This is a genomic window from Rossellomorea marisflavi (assembly GCF_001274775.1).
Classification (GTDB): Bacteria; Bacillota; Bacilli; order Bacillales; family Bacillaceae_B; genus Rossellomorea; species Rossellomorea marisflavi.
In genome coordinates this window covers 1,468,842-1,488,545 of record NZ_LGUE01000001.1, presented here as the reverse complement: position 1 = coordinate 1,488,545, position 19,704 = coordinate 1,468,842, and the positions used below count along the sequence as shown (strand labels likewise).

Here is a 19,704-nt window from a genome sequence, read left to right as displayed (position 1 = left end):
GAGCTTTTTCCTTTTTGAGCCTCTTGCGCTTTTCTTCATGTCCAGCTCCAGGGGCTTAAGGCTCGAGGTCATAAGCCGTGCTGATCAAAAAGGCGAAGAACGCCTTTCTGCTCATCCCGTCTTATGCTTGTCGCCTCAGGGCGAGCCCCTTGCACTTTTCTTCATGTCCAGCTCCAGGGGCTTGAGGCTCGAGGTCATAAGCCAAGAAACCCAAAAAGGCACAGGACGCCTTTCCGGTTTTCTTGTCTTATGCTTGTCGCCTCAGGGCGAGCCCCTTGCGCTTTTCTTGTATACCCGTTCTTTTTTCTGGGGAAGTTATGGGGAGATGATGAAAGGGGGGCTTTCGGTGAGTGTTTATGTTTGGGTTTTGTCTTTTTTATGTGTGGGGCTTGCTGGTTACGCTCTTTATTATACGTTCAGGGTGACGGGGCAGACGAAATCCGGGAAGGACAACGGATTTGATTCCGATGTCCAAGAATCAGTGAAGGCACATCCAATCCTGCTGAACCCGGTATTTGTGACGATTGCGATCGCCACGGTTCTGATCACGGCTTTTATTGTGTACCAGATCATTCTGTATTACGGTTGATCATGGTTTTGATGATCCTGAGTTAAAACCCATCAAGGAGGCCTGGGACGCCTTTAGGTGGGTTTTATTTTTGGTGGAGTGTGAAAGGTTGGAACTCTTGTATTTAAAGATAAAAGCTTTGTTGGTGGGTTGGGGATCGAGGTCATAAGCCGTGCTGATCAAAAAGGCCAGAAACGCCTTTCCACTCAGCCCGTCTTATGCTTGTCGCCTCAGAACGACCCGGCTCCGCTTTTCTATGTTTAAATGGTGAGTGAGCGGGAAAACAAGAAATAAGCAATTGTCAGACAATAGAGAAAAGGTTTGTACCATACATACAAGGAGGAATGGCATATGGTGAAAAAATACTGGTTGATCCTGACGCTTGTCCTTGGGTTGAGTTTGACCGTCGGCACACAGGCCACGGCAATTGGAACGACTGTAAATCAATTGGACGGAAAACAGGCAGTCACCCTGGTGGAAGATGCGTTTGAGGTTCAACGTTCTTTAAGTGAAAAGCCGAGGGAAAAGGCTGACATAGAAGCGATGCTTTCAGATTATTTCACGGATGAACAGGTGAAGGGGTTCATGGAAGAAAACCTCTATCAAGAAGGCGATGGGTATAGTGCATTCGGATCGGATTTTGCCTCTTACTACATCCCTTTCTTTACATTTGATAAAGAAACAAAGGCTGCATTTGATGATGGGCACTGGTACATATGGGAAGTACGATCAGGAGATGAGGAAGGACCTGTTTCCACCGTTAAAGGGGAAGAGGTCGTCAAGCTATCCTTTACTGATGGAAAGTGGAAGGTCTCTGCTATCTCATATGAACTTCCGTCAGGAATCAAAGGAAGTTAAAGAAAAGGACCTATGATATCATAGGTCCTTTTCAGTGTTTTAAGGAAAGGGCGGGGGGAGCAAAGGGATGGTCGTGTTGACATCGAATACTGTTTAGGAGAGATCCAGGGCTTGAGCCAACTCCTCCATCTGAAATCCTTTGATCACCTGATAGTCCACAGTAACGGTTGGTGTAGAATAGCTTTTCAACACGTTCAGCATATAGGATCGGGCGTTTGGTTCTTCTTTGATGTTTACCTCTATGTAGGGGATTTGCTGTTCTTTTAAGTATAATTTCACGATTTCGCAAGGGGGGCACTCGGGTTGAGTATATAAAGTGACAGTCTTCACTCTGATCATCCTCTCTCTCGGGTAGTGTGAACCCATTTTACAAGAAGCCCGGTACCCGTGTAAATCGTGAGGTCTTATATGGTGGATAAAATTATTTATTGAATATGGACCGGATTAGTGGTTAACTTAGAGAGACCTTTTGGACATGCGTGATAAAAACCCATTGTCGAACAGGGCATATCATTAGATTTTGCAGGATAGAATCTGTTACAATGCAAAAGCTATGACAAAGAATTAGAACAGGAAAGGAGAGACCTGATATGTCTCAGCTTCTTGGAATTATACAAAGACTAAAGTCTCTGCAAGAACAAGGGGAACAAGGAGAAACACAACAACGATACTTTGAATACAATGGAAAAAAAATCTGTGAGGTACGATACCTTCCAAAGCAGGATACCTTTGAAATCGAAGTAATGAAAGAGAATGGGAGTACATACCCTTTCGATAATATAGACATTACGGCTATCGAGATTTTTGAGCTACTGCAAGAAGCAGTTCAAGAATAAATATGTTGGAAAGGTAACCTGACGGGTTATCTTTTTTCATATCCACACTCCTCTCTTCTTCCTTCAGCTATGATGAACGGTTTCCTTTTCCTCCGATTCCCACAATCACCGGTGTTCTTCCAATTTGCATGGTTCGTTCATAAAAATAATATGTAGAAAAGGCTTACAATTTGATTCATACATTTTTCTTCCAGTATGTTAAAATGGTAAGGAATGCATTTTTAAAAAATTGAGGGGTTGTACATGATTTCTTTAAGCAGTAAAGAGTTACTTGAAACAAGTATAAAAGAGTACATCATTCCGTCAGAGAAAGTGGCACACGTCCAAGTAGGTAATTCACTTGAGCACGCACTTTTATTGTTGACTAGGAGCGGCTATTCATCTATTCCTGTCCTGGATCCCTCCTTCCGCCTCCACGGCCTCATCAGCTCCAGGTTGATTACCGATAATATCCTTGGATTGGAGCGCTTCGAATTTGAGAACCTTGAAGAAAGGAAAGTCGAGAATGTCATGTCGACGGATTTTTCCACTATCTCCATCGATTCAACGTTCAAGGAAGCCTTCAATCTGCTGATCGATCAGCCGTTTTTATGTGTTGTATCCAGTGAAGGGCACTTTGAGGGCATCATGACCCGCCGTGTCGTGCTGAAGGAGCTAAAAAAACATATATATCAAATGATTCATTCAGGGTGATGATTCGAAGATCGGGGTTCCCCCGGTCTTTTCTTTTACCCAAATCCATGAGTGTATTATGTAAATGAATCAAAAATGCGTTATAATATAAGAAAAACTTATGAATGTGGTGAAGAAATGGCTTTTTCTGAATTTCAGCTGCTACAGGTTTTGGCACATGAGATGAATATGCGGAAAGCGGCAGAAAGGCTCTTTGTATCTCAGCCTGCTCTTTCTCAGAGGCTTCAGAATATGGAGAAGGATTGGGGCACCAAAATCTTTCTTCGCTCACAGAAGGGCCTCTCCCTGACACCAGCAGGCGAGTTGATTGTGAAGCTTGCAGAAGAGGTTCTCCAAAAAGAAGAATCCGTCAGGGAAAAGATTCATGCCCTCGAATCGGAGGTTCATGGGACCCTTAAAATCGCATGCGCTTCGATTGTGGGACAAAACTGGCTTCCGAAAGTGCTTAAACGATTTGTGGAAACCTATCCTCATGCGAAGATTTCACTGATCACCGGATGGAGCAGTGAAATCCTGAAGGCCATCTATGACAATGAGGTCCATATCGGTATCATCAGGGGGACGCCTGATTGGAAAGGGAAAAAGCACCATCTTTTTGAAGATCCGCTTTTCCTTGTCGACCGGGAAATACAATCCATCGAAGATGTCATGAAGACGGATCGCCCCTTCATTCAGTTCAAAAGCGATTCCAATTACTTTCAAGAGATCCAGGAATGGTGGCTGAAGCATTTTCAGACCACGCCGAAACGGACCATCGTCGTCGACCAGATCGAAACATGCAAACAGATGACACTGAACGGGATCGGCTATGCCATTCTCCCGGCCATAACCTTGACGGGAATGGAACAGGACATCTTCAAAATTCCTTTAAAGGATGAGATGGGTGGTTTTATTCATCGCGACACGTGGCTGCTGGGCTATGAGTCGGCCTTCCAGCTCCGTCAGGTTGGGGCGTTTCTGAAAGTAGTGGACGATTTTCTCATTGAAAACCGATAGGTACGGGTTGTGTTACGTTCTTTATCATGATAAAGTAATTCAAGAACTCTGAATTTACTGCTTATAATGGAGGGATTAAGATGAAAATGATGGATGCCAATGAGATTATTTCGTTCATTCAAAATAGTACAAAGTCAACACCTGTAAAGGTATATGTGAAAGGGAAACTCGAAGGGATCAACTTCGGGGAATCGTCACAAACATTCCTGAATGGTGACAGCGGGGTTGTATTCGGCGAATGGAGTGAGCTTGCCGGGGTACTTGAAGAGCACAAAGAATACATAGAGGATTATGTAGTGGAAAATGACCGCCGGAATTCAGCGATCCCACTTCTTGATATGAAAGGGATCAAAGCCCGTATCGAACCGGGAGCGTTCATCCGTGATCAAGTAGAGATCGGAGACAATGCCGTCATCATGATGGGAGCCGTGATCAATATCGGATCTGTCATCGGTGAGGGTACGATGATCGACATGAATGTTGTCCTCGGAGGACGTGCAACGGTAGGAAAGAACTGTCATATAGGGGCAGGGGCCGTTCTTGCAGGAGTGATCGAGCCGCCATCCGCGAAGCCTGTTGTCATTGAAGATGATGTCGTGATTGGGGCGAATGCCGTTGTACTTGAAGGAGTGACCGTAGGAAAAGGTGCCGTCGTTGCTGCTGGAGCAATCGTGGTGAAAGATGTTGAACCATATACGGTGGTGGCAGGTTCACCTGCGAAGAAGCTGAAAGATATCGACGCCAAAACAAAATCAAAAACAGAAATTAAACAAGAGCTCAGACAGCTCTGATTCAAAAGAACGGACGATTTTTCGTCTGTTCTTTCTTGTAAGGAGGGAATATAATGTCAACTGTCGATTTCAAAATGATCAGGCGTGATCTTCATCAGATCCCGGAGCTTGGATTCCAGGAATTCAAGACTCAGAAATACCTTATGGACTATATTTCGTCCCTTCCGGGGGATCGGTATGAACGTAAGCAATGGAAGACAGGATTGTTTGTCAAAGTCCGCGGGACCGAGCCGTCTAAGACGATCGGGTTCCGTGCGGATATCGATGGATTGCCCATCACGGAACAAACGGGACTGTCGTTCCCGTCCCGTCATGAAGGTCGTATGCACGCATGCGGACATGATTTCCACATGGCCATCGGACTCGGCATCCTGACTCATTTTGTTCATCATCCCATAAAGGACGATCTTCTCTTCATCTTCCAACCGGCTGAAGAAGGTCCGGGTGGAGCGGAACCGATGCTTCGCAGTGATGAGATGAAGGAGTGGAAACCCGATGTGATTTTTGCCCTTCATATCGCACCGGAGTATGAGGTGGGGGCCATTGCACTCAAGCCCGGTCTTCTTTTCGCCAATACCTCCGAGCTGTTCCTGACCTTCAAAGGGAAGGGTGGGCATGCCGCCTACCCCCACCAAACGAAAGACATGATCGTGGCAGCTTCGGCTTTTGTGACGCAGATGCAAGGGATCGTCTCTCGGAATGTCGATCCGCTGGACAGTGCCGTCATCACGATCGGCAAGATGGAGGCGGGGACTGTTCAGAACATCATTGCAGAGAAAGCCCGACTTGAAGGAACGATCAGGACACTCTCTGAAGCCTCCATGGTGAAGGTCAAGGCGAAGCTTGAGGCACTCATCAAGGGAATTGAGACGACCTACGATTGTTCCATTGATGTCGATTATGGAAGCATGTATCACCAGGTGTATAATGACCCGGCATGCACACAGGATTTCCTGGATTATATTGAGGAGAGCGGTAAAACCGAAGCCATCATTTGCAAAGAGGCCATGACAGGCGAAGATTTCGGTTACATGCTGAAAGAAATCCCTGGGTTCATGTTCTGGCTTGGTGTTGGATCTCCATATGGACTTCACCATGCAAAGCTTGATCCCGATGAAAAAGCAATTGATCATGCCATTAATCTCATGACGGGCTATATAGGACAGCTATGAAAACAGGTCTACATGATGAAATCCTTGCGATGAAAAGTCTGGATGGCCCCGCGCTCGTTCCAGAACTTTCTGTCAGGGATGCATCCGTATCTACAACTTTCTATACGGAGCTGCTCGGCTTTCACATCGTTTATGAACGACAGGATGAAGGCTTTGTTTACTTGTCGATGGGAAAGGCATCCCTCATGCTCGAGGAAGTGAACGGTCATTGGGAGACAGGTGAGTTGGTCCCGCCATTCGGAAGGGGGATGAACCTTCAAATCATGGTGGATTCAATTGAACCGATCTTCAGAAGATTGAAAAAGGAAGGAGTTCCGTTATTCAGGGAACCGTTCGTCTCCGAATATGCTGCCGGGGCTGAATGTTTCCGGCAGCGGGAGTTCCTCGTGCAAGATCCCGATGGGTATCTCCTGCGATTTGCACAATCCCTCTGATAGGAACGTAAAAAAGCTAAAATAAACGTGTTCTAATCATAGTGAAACCCGACTTCATTTGCCGACAATGAAGTCGGGTTTTTTTTGTTTCATGACCATTTATCGTTACTTGTTTCGATCGGTTGATTCAAGTGCAAGACGAAGGCTCTTGCGAGAAGAGTAGCAACCTGCAGGCTTGCCGATGTGGTTCACGGGCTACCCGAGGAATGCGAAGTCTTGTACGGACATCATCAACGGGATTAACCCAACCTCTTTGTGTTTGACCAGATCCTTCACGTAGGAATCGGCGCGATGGAAAATATTTCAGATGATAATAGAAAGAAGAGAAACTTTTTATCGAGCGTTACGTCTAAACCATATAGAGAGAAAGAGAGGGGGAATGGGTCATGAAGAATGTGACCAAATCGATTGCACTGATTCTATTATGTTTTTGTTTACTTCCGTTATTTCCAACCGCATCATCCGCAGCTGAAGGCATTAAGATCACCGTGGACGAAGGAATTGATGGAAAGGTCAAAGAAGAGCGGGGATTCCCGATCACCGTTACCGTGCAGAATGGAGCCGATCACTTCAAGGGGGATATCGTCTTTGATTACGCTCAATCCTATGAAACCGGAGGGGGGAGAGTGTTGTCCATCGACCTCCCACCCGGTGAAACCCGCACGTTTTCCTTAACCATTCCGGGGTTTGGAGATCCTTTGAGGGGTAACACGTCAAAGGAGACCATTCACTTATTCCAAGGAGATTGGAGTTCCGGGAAGGAAGTGAAGTTCACCGGTGATAAGCGGTTGAATCCAAGTTTTATTTATATGGACTATGCTTCGATCGGTGTATTGAGCAAAGACGCCGATCGCTTGAAATCATTGAAAGCAAGTCAGGTAAACGGCAACAAAGTGGAAGTGTTGAATCTTTCAGAGAAAAATTTCCCGGGAGATGCCACGGGTCTTCAGATGTTCGACTTCATCGTGATCGATGGGTTTGATCTATCGGTATTTTCTAAGAAACAGCTGGACGCCTTCCATCGCTGGGTGGATAAAGGAGGCACACTGCTTATTGGAAGTGACGTGAATGTGCAGAAGACCCTGGGTCCACTGGCTGATATCGCTCCCCTCAAGGTGGGAGGAGAACAGACTCTTTCAGACCTGTCTTTCCTGGAAACCCAGGAGAATCTCAAAGTGAATTTCAAAACGCTACCCGCCGCCGAAGGTGAACTGACCCAAGAGGCTGAGACAGTGATCGGAGAGAAGGAAACACCTCTCCTTGCAAAGAAATCCGTGGGACGAGGTGAAGTCTGGCAGACATCCTTCTCAGTGAGTGATTCCCGGTTGAATGACTGGGCGGGCTTCACTCCTTGGATCAATGAGTTTTATTCGAAAACCAAATATAGCATGAACTTCTATAACATGGGGGGAAGAGCGCAAGGCTTCTATTATGAAATGGGCATGGTCAATGAACTGTTCCCTTCTAATCAATTCAAGGTCAGCACCCTCATCCTGGTGGTTGCTGTCTATCTGATCCTGGTGATCCCTGTCCTATACTTCCTGCTCCGGAAGTTCGATAAACGGGAGCAGTCGTGGTGGATCATCCCTACAGTGTCTATCCTTCTGTCTCTCGGTATTTTCTTTACGGGTGCTAAAGACCGCGTGACGAAGCCGCACATGAATCAGATGAGTATCCTTGAAGCGGATGGTAAAGGTGCCGTTCAAGGGATATCAGCGTTCACATTCTTCTCCAACTCGAGTGGGGACTATACCCTCAGTGCAGGGCATAATCTCGAGCTGTACGCCAATAACAGCATGAACGCACCTGAATTCGATCAATACAAGTACGCCCTGGACGAAGTGACAAGGAATACGACGGATACGACGCTGAGAGATGTAGAGTACTGGTCCACGAGGACGGTTATGGGAGATGCCTACAAGGGTGATGCAGGTTCATTCGCCCCAGGACTCACACTGGAAGATAAGACCCTGAAAGGAAGCATAGGCAATGACTTCCCGTATGACTTCGAAGAAGTGTATCTGTGGTCCGGAACACGCACATACTCCCTTGGAAGCGTGAAAGCGGGGCAGTCCCTCGAAGTGGATCAAAAGGTCTCTGTTGACTATCTCTCGAGCCCGGTCAGCAATAATGCCATTCCACCTTCATTTACAGGTCAGCAAGGTCTGGATGATCAGAGAAAACAATCCCTTGAACAAGTTGCCTCCTTGCTGATGGAAGATGGAACGTCGGGAAATCGGCCTGTCATCCTTGGCTACACAAAAGACGGGGTCGTGGATGTAACCATGAAGGATCGAAAGCCCAAGAAAGATAATCTTTCCCTTGTCTATCAATCCATTCCTTCCTTGGGGGATTTCAACGGACCGTTTTCACTTAAGAATGAGCAGCTTGATATAGAGGTCAAACCGATTGACGGAAAGGTCATCGATAACTACTCATGGGGTGGATCAGGAGAAATGGAACTTGAGGATGGCACGTATGAAATGATCCTGAAATTGCCTGAACAAATGAAGGACTCCGACATTTCACTGAATTCATTGAGCATCAGGCAATATCCAGAAACGCCGCTTGAGTTCGCCATGATTGCACCCTCTAACGGGAAGGAAAAGAAACTGGAAGAACAATCAGCCAATACGTTCGAAGTGAAGGATGGTCTGACGGATTATTTGAATGAAGATGGGGAGATTGTCATTAAATTGGTGAAAACCACCCAAGGTGACACCTTTACCCAACTTCCGAAAATCGCACTGAAAGGAGAAGCAAAACAATGATTGAACTTATGAACCTATCAAAATCATATGGCTCCTTTCAAGCGCTGGACGGACTTACCCTGAGTATTGGAAAAGGGACGGTATTTGGTTTTGTCGGTCAGAACGGGGCAGGGAAGTCTACGACATTTTCCATTCTGGCAACCCTTCTTGCACCGACGTCGGGAAGGGCGACAGTGAATGGCTTTGATGTATGTGAAGAACCGAAGTTGGTCAGGCGTCAAATCGGATATATGCCGGATTTCTTCGGGGTTTATGATCAGTTGAAGGCAGAAGAATACCTCGACTTTTACGGTGCGAGCTACAAGATTCCGGCCGAGGAGAGGGAGGCCCTCATTCCTCAGCTTCTGGAACTTGTGAATCTTACTCATAAGAAGGATTCCTATGTGGATGAACTCTCCAGGGGGATGAAGCAGAGGCTGTGCCTTGCCAGGTGCCTCATCCATGATCCTGAAGTGCTGATTCTCGATGAACCGGCTTCCGGGCTGGACCCGAGGGCAAGGGTCGAGATGCGTGAGATTTTAAGAGAGTTGAAGAAAATGGGCAAAACCATCCTTATCTCTTCACATATCCTTCCTGAACTTGCCGAGATGTGTGATGAAATCGGCGTCATCGATAATGGGAAGCTAGTGGCGCATGGCTCCGTCGCAGACATCCAGCAGCAATTGGAGGCGGAAAAAATCATCGAGGTGAAGGTAAGGGGGATGCTTGAATCAGCTGCCTCTTTTTTTGAAGATGATCCGAATCTATCGAGCCTTGAAATGGATGAAGAGAAGAAGACGATCAAATTCCTCTATAAAGGTTCCGAAGTGCAGCAGGCCGAGCTGCTCCGATTGGCGATATTGAATGGGGTTGCGGTCGTCAGCTTCAAGGAGACGGAAACGGATCTTGAAGATGTCTTCATGGAAATCACGAAAGGGGTGAAGCCGTCATGAAGCAACTGTTCATCAATCCGATGCTGAATAAGGAGTTCAAGCTTCGGTTCCGGTCATTCAAATCATTCATAGGGATCTTTTGCTACCTCATGGCCATCAGTATTGTTGTGATCGGTTTCATCTACTTCCAAAGCCGGATGTCAATGAACGGATACTTCCGTCCGAACGAAAGCAGGACGATGTTCATGATTCTATCGTTCCTGCAGATCATTCTGGTCCTATTCATCACGCCCGGCCTTACCGGGGGATTAATATCGGGAGAAAGGGAGAAACAGACGCTGAGCATGCTGCTCACCACTGAACAAAGTTCCACAAGCATCATCCTGAGTAAGTTGGTGTCATCGGTTTCCTATCTGCTACTGCTCATCTTGTCGAGCCTTCCGATATACAGTTTCGTGTTCTTATTCGGAGGGGTTGCACCGACGGATGTACTCATGATCTTCGGCTACAGCCTTTTCCTTGTATTCGTTTTCGGGTCATTCGGGATCTTTTTCTCCACGATCATCCGGAAAACGATTGTCTCCATGGTAACGGCGTACGGAAGCGTCTTGTTCCTCGTAGGGGGATCACTTTTCCTGTTTGCCCTCACTATGGCGCTTACAGGCGTTTCGAGTAACGGTACACCAGCGACAAACCCGATCGCTTACTTCATGGCCATGTTCAACCCGGGCATTGTTCTCTATAGTCATTTCGAACCGAATATGATGGATGAAATCCTTTCCATGACGGGCATCTCATTCCCATTGTGGATATCCTTTATCATCACATACAGCATCCTGGCCATACTTGCTTTGTTCGGAAGCATCAGGAAATTACGTCCTCGGATGAAGACCCGGGCAAGGGGGTAAGCCGATGGAAGGGAAAGTGCAATTCCTTCGAAACCTGAGCCGATTAAGAAAGAAACTGCGGTATGCACAGTTCATCGAACAGTTGCAATGGATCGTGTTCGGTTCAAGTATCCCTGCACTGCTTATAACAGCGGCTGTATGGGTCCGTCCCTTCCCATTCTGGAAGAGTTACTTGGCGGGTTTGTGGATCCTGCTGGTTTTCTGTATGGTGATTCACCTCTACAGAAGGTGGGCAACCATTGATCAAAGCGTAAAGATATATGATGAGGCAGAAGGTGAGAACACCATCAGCACGGCCTATGCGGAGCTCGAAGGCAATCATCCGTTGCTTCCTCTTGTCCTGCGGGATGCCCTTGATGCCATGAACAGACATGCAGAGAAGGTACAAGGCCGCCGATACTGGTCGTTCCATATCCGATTGGCGATTGCTGCCCTCCTCCTCTATGGGGGATCTGCCCTGATCCTGACCCAGGGACACGCATCATTCGAAACGGCAGCCGAATTGAAAAAAAAGAGTGAAATCACAAAAGAATCGGATAAGCGCCTGGAACAAGAAGCAATAAAAGATTCTGTTAAGAAAAAAGAGTTGGCGAAGGAGCTTCAGGAAATCAAGAAAGAAAAGGACCCGGTGGAGCGGCAAAAAGCCATTATGAAAAAGGTAAAAGAAAATAACCTTAAAAAACAAAAGGCTGAGCTTTCCTTGCGTGAGGTGGAACGGTTCAAGAAGATCGCCGAACAATCGAAGGCGGACGGAGTGGCGAAAGCTCTGAAAACCTTCGATCAAAAAGCACTGAGTAAAGAATTGAAAGCATTGAGCGATGAGCAGCTAGAACAGCTCAAGAAACAACTTGGAAGTGATCCGGAAAAGACACTTTCAGATGCATTGAAGACGGCTGAGGGGGCTGACAAGAATTCACAAGCACTCGCAAAATGGAGTGAAAATCTATCAAAGGAAGCAGCGGAACTGGCCGCGGCCCTTGAAGACAAAGATCTTGAAAGCATGAAGCTTGCAGATTCAGGTGATTCCCAGCCACCGCAGGAACAGAGTGGTACCCAATCCGATCCGGGATCGGATCAGGAGCCCAAAGATCCGTCATCCGGAAGCGGCTCTAATGCTACTGGTAAGGGCAGTGGGGCAGGAAACGGGAGCGGCAAAGGCAGTGGAGGAGCGAATGGAAGTGGAAGTGGAAATGGTAACGGAACCGGTAATGGCACAGGGAGCGGCAGTGGCTCCGGCTCTGGAAAGGGCGCAGGGTTGGGTCAGGGATCAAGAGATCTCTTGACGATACCAGAACGAGTGGAAGGGAATACCAACACAGAGACTGATTCAGGCATACTTAACAAGGGAAAGAAGGGGGAACAATTCTCTTCTGACGGACCTGTCAAAAGGGGTTCTGTACGGTCATATGAGGAAGTGTACCAGGACTACTATTCCTCCTACCGCAAAGGTGAGGACCGGCAGACGATCCCTAAAGACTTGGAATCTGTGGTGGAATCCTATTTTAGTGAAATTGATCCGGGAGAGTGAAAAGGGTGGACGCAGCAGATAAAGAACTGGCCTATAAAGAAGCCATTGAAAAGATTGAACAGGTAAAAAGAGAGGTCGGACGTTATATCGTCGGCCAGAAGGATATTATCGACACACTTGTATTGTCGATCCTGGCCGGGGGCCATGCCCTACTGGAAGGGCTCCCGGGTCTCGGGAAGACCATGCTTGTGCGCTCCTTATCCGACGTCATGGAACTCAGTTTTTCAAGGGTCCAGTTCACACCGGATTTGATGCCGACTGATATTACAGGAACCATGGTGATGAGCCATGACAAGGATGAACCATTCACCTTTCATAAGGGTCCGCTCTTTCATCATTTGGTCCTTGCGGATGAAATCAACCGCTCCACACCGAAGACACAAAGTGCCCTCCTTGAAGCGATGGCCGAACAAACGGTGACGGTAGTGGGGGAGACGATGAAGCTTGAGAAGCCATTCTTCGTTCTCGCTACGCAAAATCCCATTGATCTCGAAGGTACATACCCACTACCTGAGGCTCAAATGGACCGCTTTATGTGCAAATTACTTGTTCCCCATCCTCAAAAAGAGGAGTTGAAGGAAATCGTCCGACGAACCACTGGGACAGAAGAAATCCACTTGCAATCCGTCATGGACCGTGCCGAGTTGCTGGTTATACAAAAAATGGTAAAAGAAATCATGGTAGGCGATGAAGTGTTGGACTTTGCCATTTTCCTTGTGGAGTCGACACACCCCGATCGGGAATCTTCATCAGAGCTCGTCAAGCAGTATATCGAATATGGAAGCGGGCCGCGTGGGCTTCAAAACCTCATCCTGATGGCGAAGGCACGAGCATTGGTCAGCGGCAGGTATCACGTTTCCATCGGGGACATCAAGCAGACGGCCCTCCCGGTGCTCAGGCATCGGATTTCATTGAACTTCGAGGCGGAGGCAATGAATGTGAAGGAAGATGAGATCCTGATGGACCTCATCAAAAGGGGAGCAGGCTCTTGAAGCCCATGTTAAGCCCGCAATTCCTATCACAACTCAAAAGGCATCGGTTAAACCCTTCACGGATCAGCACCGGTCAGCATAAAGGCGCCAGGACATCGACCCGGCACGGGAGTTCACTTGAATTCTCGGACTATCAGATGTATGAACTCGGTGACGATGTGAGACAGATTGATTGGAACGTCTATGCAAGGACAGAAAAAGTATATGTGAAGCGATATCTGGATGAGCGGGAAGTATCGATCAGCTTATACCTGGATTGTACTGAATCAATGAGAACCGAGTCCGTAAAGTGGGAGCGGGCGACGGAGCTCACGGCTTCCCTTGCTTATATGATCCTCTCCTCCGATGACCGTCTGAGCCTCCATTTGGTGGGACAACAGGCAGCTCCGTTGAAGAAGAAGGGCATGAGGGATGCGAAGGGTATCCTGCACTCCATGGGAAATGTGAAGAACGATCCAGGTGAAAGGGATAGTCGAAACCCGTTCATGCGTTCCCTGAAAGGAAGGCAGCGGTCAAAGAGCTCTGTCACCGTATTGATCACGGATGCGCTTGAACCTCTGTCAGACATAATCGAAGCATTGAAGTGGCTATCTTCCAAGAAGGAAAGGGTATATTTCATCCAACTCCTCCATGAAGACGAGATTTCCCCACCTTATACAGGTGACTGGAAGCTGAAGGACAGTGAGCGGGGTGAAGAGATTGATGTATCCTTTCAGCATTCTGTCATCGATCGCTACCTTGAAACCCTTCATACGCACAACGAGGCAATCCAACGGGAGTGCAAGCGCTATGGCTTTACATATAGGACCCTCATTTCTTCGCAGCCGGTCAATGAAATGGTGCTGAAGGATCTGAAGATGTCCGGAATGGTGAGGTGAGGGCATGGGCATTCAATATCCGTTCTATGCCCTGATGGGGCTGTTTCTGATCGCTGTTGTCCTCATGTACTTCTTCAGGAAGCGTTACGACATGAAAGTCGTATCATCGAATCTATTGTGGAATCAAGCGATGAACGAGTGGCAATCATCACCCTGGTTCCATAAACTTCAGCGGAATCTCTTGCTGTTCCTGCAGCTTCTTATTCTAACCTTGCTTATCTTTTCACTGATGAAACCCTATCTGACCAGCTTTTCAGGGACCACGGGTCCCACAGTCATCCTCATGGATACATCCACTTCCATGAAAGCGATGGAGGGTGGAGTCACCCAGTTTGATCTTGCCAAGAAGGGAGCAGAGGGTGTAATTAAGGAAGCTGGAGGCCCCGTGACGATCCTTGGCGTTGGGAAGAACATTACGACAGTCATATCCGAAGAGGAGAATAAACGGACGTCCTTGAAAGCATTGAACGAGCTGGACATGAGCAATGATCACGAGAACATGCAAAAGGCCATTCAGATGGCACTTGCCCTTGCAGGAGCCGGGGACGTCCATCTCTTCAGTGATGCTGTTACAAAAAGCATGTTTAAAGACCTTCGAACGGATGCCACGATCACGGCACATAAGATGATCGAGAATCCCGTCAATATTAGTATCAGAAGCTTTGGTATCAAGGAGAACGGGGGAAAGATGGATGGTGTTGTAACCATTTCAAATCAAGGTGGGGAAGACCGGAAGGGGACGCTGATCATCCATGGGGGATCGAACGTCGTCCATCAGGAGCCCGTGACCATTCCCTCTGGGGAAGACGTCACTATCCCGCTTTCAGGTTTTCCTCTGGAAGAAACGTATTCCGCTGAAATCCGTGTTGACGATGATTTTCATGATGATAATATCATGACGGCACTTAATATGAGTTCGTCTCCTGTAATTTATGCGATGGGAGACATCAATCCGTTCATCATCAAAGGATTCCAGGCATTGGGAATGGATGTGAATACAGTGGAAGAAGCATCCATCCTTGATGATAATGGAATCTTAATCGCCTCATCACAGGATGCAGAACAAACTGGGTTGCCGGTCCTGGTCGTCCCGGATGAAGCAGAAAAGGGAAGGAAGATAGGGGGGACGGTCTCTTCGAAGTCGGATCATCCCTTGCTTCGCTATGCCGATGTTGAAAAAATCTTTGTGGAAAAAGCGATGGACCACGACATCTCCGGACTTTCGACGATTGCGGAGCAAGATGGTGTTCCCCTCCTGCAAGCCGGTGAAATAAAAGGCAAAAAGATGGTCCTGATGAATTTTCAGGTGAAGGATTCAGACTTTCCGCTATACCCAGGCTTTCCGATTTTTTTATACAATGTCTATCATTACTTGGGTGATAATCAGCAGGTGATCGGAAACTTCCTGCCGGGTGAAAGACGGACCCTCCAGACAGAGGGTACATGGGATCTCTACAGCATGAACCAGGATTACATCGGTGAGTGGGAAATGGGCACCACCTTCACTGCACCAATCGAACCTGGAATCTACCAGGCTGTTCGTGGCCAGGATGTGAAATATTTTTCTGTAAGCATTGATGATAGAGAAAAAATAATTGGAAAAGGGGAATCGTTCACCATGAGTGGAAAGGGAGTGGAAGAAAAAAGTGCTCCTTCTTCCATCACTTCCTGGTTTCTGGCGCTGGCCGTCCTTTTCTTATTCATAGAGTGGGAGGTGTATAGACGTGGGAATCTCCATTCATGAGCCATTATGGTTTTTACTGGTTCTCCCTGTTATCGCTGTCCTGTATCTGTTTGTTAAGCAAGGAAGGTTCAACAAAGAGAAGCGGCTGATCATGATCATCAGGTGCCTGACGTTTCTGCTGTTGATCACAGCCTTGACGGATCCCTATCTGACGCTGCCCCAAAAAGGGAAGAATGTAATATTCCTTGCTGATCGTTCTGCATCAATTAACGATAGCGCTGATGACATGATGGCTGCCATCGAAGATCAGGTTACGAAGAAAAATGAAACTGATGCTTATGGTATCGTCTCATTTGCCAAGGGGGCAGCACTTGAACAAAGTCTTTCTTCCAAGGAAAGTGAAGTACCCGGGTTCTCGGGGGAAGTCGGAGAAGACGAAACGAATATTCAGAACGGCCTCGAGTATGCCTCGAATCTATTGGGCTCATCCAATGGGGGAAGGATCGTCCTCTACAGCGATGGAATCGAAACCCTTGGAGCCGGCGAGGATATCATCCCTAAACTGAAGGACAATGGAATCGAGGTGGATTGGGTAAAGCGTTCTTCCAATAAGCAAGAGGACGTAGCCGTGACATCCGTCAACTCCCCTTCCTTACAATATAAAGGGGAGGAGGCGACTGTGAGTGTCACGCTCCACAGTACCACCCAGACAAGCGTAGACCTGCAGCTAGACCTTAACGGGAATAAGATTGCTAGAAAGCAGGTCAAAGTACAAGAGGGCAACAATGAATTCGAGTTCCAACATACGGTTGACCAGACAGGAATGCTCGTCTATCGAGCAGAAATCTACTCGGATACCGATGTAAGACCGGAGAATAACCTGCTGAGTTCCATAGCGAGGGCCGAAGGGGATCCCCTCGTTCTCCTCGTCCATGAAGACGGGAAGAAGAGTAAGTTGGAGGAACAGTTGAAGTCTGCGGGATTCAGGGTCGAGGCACTTCAATCCTCACAGCTTCCCGACAAACTCAGCTCCTATCTTGATTATCAAACGATTTTATTTGACAATGTCGCTGCCACGGATATACCCGAAGAGAAAATGAACCTGATGGAGCAAGCCGTGAAAGAATTCGGCCGGGGATTCATCATGTTTGGAGGGGACAAAAGCTTTGCGCTGGGTGGTTACTTCAAGACACCGATTGAAAAGCTCTTGCCCGTTGACATGGAGGTCAAGGGAAAAAAAGAACTTCCTTCACTGGGGCTGGTCCTCGTCATCGACCGCTCAGGAAGCATGGATGGACAGAAGCTCTCCCTTGCGAAGGAAGCTGCCGCAAGGACTGTTTCCCTCTTGAGGGAAAAAGACACCCTGGGTGTCCTCGCATTCGATGATAGGCCGTGGGAGATCGTCCCGACCGAACCGATCAAGGACCGGAAGAAAGCGGAAGAGAAAATACGTACCATTTCACCAGGTGGGGGGACGAATATCTATCCATCCCTTGAAGAGGCGTATGTGAGCCTGCAAGACAAGCCGCTGAAGAGGAAGCATATCATCCTCCTGACAGATGGGCAGTCGGCGGCAGGGGGCGATTATGATTCCCTGATCGAAGGTGGGTTTTCTAAGGGTGTCACCCTTTCCAGTGTGGCCATCGGTTCAGATGCAGACAGGTATCTGTTGGAGGATCTCTCACAGATGGGGAACGGCCGGTTCTACGATGTGGTCGATGCATCGGTCATTCCAAGCATCCTCACCAGGGAGACGGTGATCACGACTAGGACTTATATTGAGGATCAGCCATTTTTCCCTTCCATCCAGTCAAGCAAATGGCAAAAGCTTTTCGAGGGTGGTATGCCCCGGATGAATGCCTACATCGCCACCAGCCCCAAGGATTCTGCGCAGGTGGAATTGGCGAGCGACAAGAAAGACCCTATCCTCGCCACGTGGAGGTACGGGCTGGGAAACACCTTTGCCTTCACCTCTGACACAAAGGGGCAGTGGGCGGGCGATTTTGCATCGTGGAAAGGATGGCCGGAGTTCATCAACCAATTGGTTACACGTTCGTTCCCGAGTATCCAATCTAGTCCCTATTCTATCGAGTTGGACGGGAGTGGTGAGAAGACAAATCTCCTTCTCACTTCGCCTGATAGCGGGACCATGCCTTTGACCGTCTCTGTGTTGACTGAGGATGGGAAGCAGGTAGAAGCCACCTCAAGGATCCTTTCACCGGGCGTTCACGAAGTGGAATTCGATGATAGGCTATCGCCAGGGGTATACAGCATGAGCATCGGAGATCAAGCCCGGAATCAGGCGTATGAAACCGGCTTTGCCGTCCCTTATTCAGAGGAGTATTCCTATCAGGGGGGATCGGTCAGGTCAGTGGAAGCCATAGTAAAGGAGACCGGAGGAAAGACGTACGATTCGGGAATAGACGCGTTCAGATCTATGAACGATCGACCATACAATGAACAGTCCATTCGGACGTTCCTCATTCTCGTAGCATTCCTGTTCTTCTTTGCGGAGGTAGCACTTCGACGATTTGGTTTGCCTGTTGCCTTAGCCGCACTCGGAGAAAGACGCGGGAGGAAGGTTCCGAAGAATGATAAACCGGAAACACCGGGAGGAAGGTCCGCCAAAGTCCTGAATGAGACGCATTCAAGAAGAGAGGCACGCGTGCCTGTCATGCAGAATGAACCGGAGCCTCCAACCAAATCCAAACCGAAACCGCAAGTCCATCATGATCCTGACAGGATGAAAAGGCTGCTCGAGGCCAAAAACCGCAGGAATAAATGAAGATCAAAAAAGCGAAGGGAACTAATCCCTTCGCTTTTTGCTTACTGTTCTTTTTTCTCGATGAAGACCTGATGGGGGAATGGGATGTCGATGCCGTGGCGATCAAAGGCTTCTTTGATCCCTTTGCGTATTTTCCTTTCGACTCCCCATTGCTCCATATTCTTCGTTTTGCAGAGGACCCTCAGGACGACATCCGAGTCACCAAGGTTCTGGACGCCGACTACATTCGGGCCTTCCACGATATTTTCGTCTTCTGCCGCCAGTCTGTCGCACACTTCCTGCATGATCACGATGGCTTCATCAATGTTGTCATCGTAGGAGATGCCAATGTCTACAAGGGCTCGCATATTTCCTCGGGAGTGATTGCTGACGCTTGAGATCTCCCGGTTTGGCACGTAATGAAGCGTACCATCGAAACCGCGGATATGGGTTGTCCTCAACCCGACTTCTTCCACGATCCCATCGAATCCGCCAGTTGTCACATAGTCACCGACATCGACCTGTTTCTCCAATAGAATGAAGAATCCCGTCACGATATCGCTCACGAGGCCCTGTGCACCGAATCCGACGGCTAAACCGACGATTCCAGCCCCGGCAAGGATCGCGGTCACTTGAATGCCGAAGATCTGAAGGATGGTAACAAAGAAGATAAAGATAAGAACATAACCGATGATATTCTTCGTGAGGCTCTGGAGGGTCTGGGCCCGTCCGGTGGACACATCATTCCGTTTACTATAGCGATCAAAGGCGCGAGTGATGATTTTATTGGCAGCCCCTTTGATTACAAGGAAAGCGATCCAGATGGCGATGATCTGGATGGCTCCTATGCCGATCTTCACAAGAAGTGCATTCCAATCGAAGTCCATGAGTTTTCCTACTGCACTATTTCCTAGTATGTAATTCAAGCAAAAACATCCTTTCTGTGTAAATGGTGAACT

18 protein-coding genes are annotated in these 19,704 nt (G+C 47.9%); 16 read left to right on the top strand and 2 right to left on the bottom strand.

Annotation, left to right across the window (positions count from 1 at the left end):
- The first annotated feature begins 346 nt into the window (after nt 1-346).
- Together AF331_RS22145 and AF331_RS07435 are read left to right on the top strand one after the other, a co-directional pair.
- On the top strand, nt 347-589 hold the full coding sequence (locus tag AF331_RS22145) for a hypothetical protein (protein ID WP_148985411.1): 243 nt from the start codon (nt 347-349) through the stop codon (nt 587-589).
- Nucleotides 590-919: 330 nt separating this feature from the next.
- A complete protein-coding gene (locus tag AF331_RS07435) occupies nt 920-1,426 on the top strand; it encodes a DUF3993 domain-containing protein (protein ID WP_053427457.1) in 507 nt (168 codons plus the stop codon).
- Between the two features lie 93 nt (nt 1,427-1,519).
- Here the strand turns inward: AF331_RS07435 and AF331_RS07430 are convergent, their stop codons facing one another.
- Nucleotides 1,520-1,765 (bottom strand): glutaredoxin domain-containing protein, encoded by a 246-nt coding sequence (locus tag AF331_RS07430; RefSeq protein ID WP_268786379.1) that lies wholly within the window; start codon nt 1,763-1,765, stop codon nt 1,520-1,522.
- 251 nt (nt 1,766-2,016) lie between these two features.
- Here AF331_RS07430 and AF331_RS07425 point away from each other — a divergent pair, with 251 nt between their 5' ends.
- The 14 genes from AF331_RS07425 to AF331_RS07360 all read left to right on the top strand — a co-directional run bounded on the left by AF331_RS07425 (nt 2,017) and on the right by AF331_RS07360 (nt 18,766).
- Entirely contained in the window at nt 2,017-2,262 is a 246-nt protein-coding gene (locus AF331_RS07425) for a YkuJ family protein (protein ID WP_053427455.1), read from the top strand.
- A 243-nt stretch (nt 2,263-2,505) separates the two neighbouring features.
- Nucleotides 2,506-2,955 (top strand): cyclic-di-AMP-binding protein CbpB, encoded by a 450-nt coding sequence (cbpB, locus tag AF331_RS07420; protein ID WP_053427454.1) that lies wholly within the window; start codon nt 2,506-2,508, stop codon nt 2,953-2,955.
- 117 nt (nt 2,956-3,072) lie between these two features.
- Nucleotides 3,073-3,951: a LysR family transcriptional regulator gene (locus AF331_RS07415; RefSeq protein WP_053427453.1), complete on the top strand. Its 879-nt coding sequence runs from the start codon at nt 3,073-3,075 to the stop codon at nt 3,949-3,951.
- A gap of 80 nt (nt 3,952-4,031) precedes the next feature.
- A complete protein-coding gene (gene dapD, locus AF331_RS07410) occupies nt 4,032-4,742 on the top strand; it encodes a 2,3,4,5-tetrahydropyridine-2,6-dicarboxylate N-acetyltransferase (protein WP_053427452.1) in 711 nt (236 codons plus the stop codon).
- Between the two features lie 53 nt (nt 4,743-4,795).
- On the top strand, nt 4,796-5,914 hold the full coding sequence (locus AF331_RS07405; protein WP_053427451.1) for an N-acetyldiaminopimelate deacetylase: 1,119 nt from the start codon (nt 4,796-4,798) through the stop codon (nt 5,912-5,914).
- Complete coding sequence (locus AF331_RS07400; protein WP_235576331.1) at nt 5,911-6,348, top strand: bleomycin resistance protein; 438 nt, start codon at nt 5,911-5,913, stop codon at nt 6,346-6,348. The genes AF331_RS07405 and AF331_RS07400 overlap by 4 nt, the downstream gene beginning before the upstream one ends.
- A gap of 386 nt (nt 6,349-6,734) precedes the next feature.
- Complete coding sequence (locus AF331_RS22335; RefSeq protein ID WP_053427450.1) at nt 6,735-9,119, top strand: DUF7408 domain-containing protein; 2,385 nt, start codon at nt 6,735-6,737, stop codon at nt 9,117-9,119.
- A complete protein-coding gene (locus AF331_RS07390) occupies nt 9,116-10,051 on the top strand; it encodes an ABC transporter ATP-binding protein (RefSeq protein WP_053427449.1) in 936 nt (311 codons plus the stop codon). The genes AF331_RS22335 and AF331_RS07390 overlap by 4 nt, the downstream gene beginning before the upstream one ends.
- Nucleotides 10,048-10,899: an ABC transporter permease gene (locus tag AF331_RS07385; protein ID WP_053427448.1), complete on the top strand. Its 852-nt coding sequence runs from the start codon at nt 10,048-10,050 to the stop codon at nt 10,897-10,899. The genes AF331_RS07390 and AF331_RS07385 overlap by 4 nt, the downstream gene beginning before the upstream one ends.
- Before the next feature lie 4 nt (nt 10,900-10,903).
- Complete coding sequence (locus AF331_RS07380) at nt 10,904-12,427, top strand: hypothetical protein (RefSeq protein WP_053427447.1); 1,524 nt, start codon at nt 10,904-10,906, stop codon at nt 12,425-12,427.
- A gap of 5 nt (nt 12,428-12,432) precedes the next feature.
- Complete coding sequence (locus AF331_RS07375) at nt 12,433-13,419, top strand: AAA family ATPase (protein ID WP_053427446.1); 987 nt, start codon at nt 12,433-12,435, stop codon at nt 13,417-13,419.
- Between the two features lie 5 nt (nt 13,420-13,424).
- Nucleotides 13,425-14,297 (top strand): DUF58 domain-containing protein, encoded by an 873-nt coding sequence (locus AF331_RS07370; RefSeq protein WP_235576358.1) that lies wholly within the window; start codon nt 13,425-13,427, stop codon nt 14,295-14,297.
- A 4-nt stretch (nt 14,298-14,301) separates the two neighbouring features.
- Complete coding sequence (locus tag AF331_RS07365; protein WP_053427444.1) at nt 14,302-16,041, top strand: vWA domain-containing protein; 1,740 nt, start codon at nt 14,302-14,304, stop codon at nt 16,039-16,041.
- Nucleotides 16,022-18,766, top strand: a complete 2,745-nt coding sequence (locus tag AF331_RS07360) for a VWA domain-containing protein (protein ID WP_053427443.1) — start codon at nt 16,022-16,024, stop codon at nt 18,764-18,766. Before AF331_RS07365 ends, AF331_RS07360 begins: the two co-directional genes overlap by 20 nt.
- 41 nt (nt 18,767-18,807) lie before the next feature.
- Here AF331_RS07360 and AF331_RS07355 read toward each other — a convergent pair whose 3' ends face one another.
- Complete coding sequence (locus tag AF331_RS07355; RefSeq protein ID WP_053427442.1) at nt 18,808-19,632, bottom strand: mechanosensitive ion channel family protein; 825 nt, start codon at nt 19,630-19,632, stop codon at nt 18,808-18,810.
- Nucleotides 19,633-19,704 lie beyond the last annotated feature (72 nt).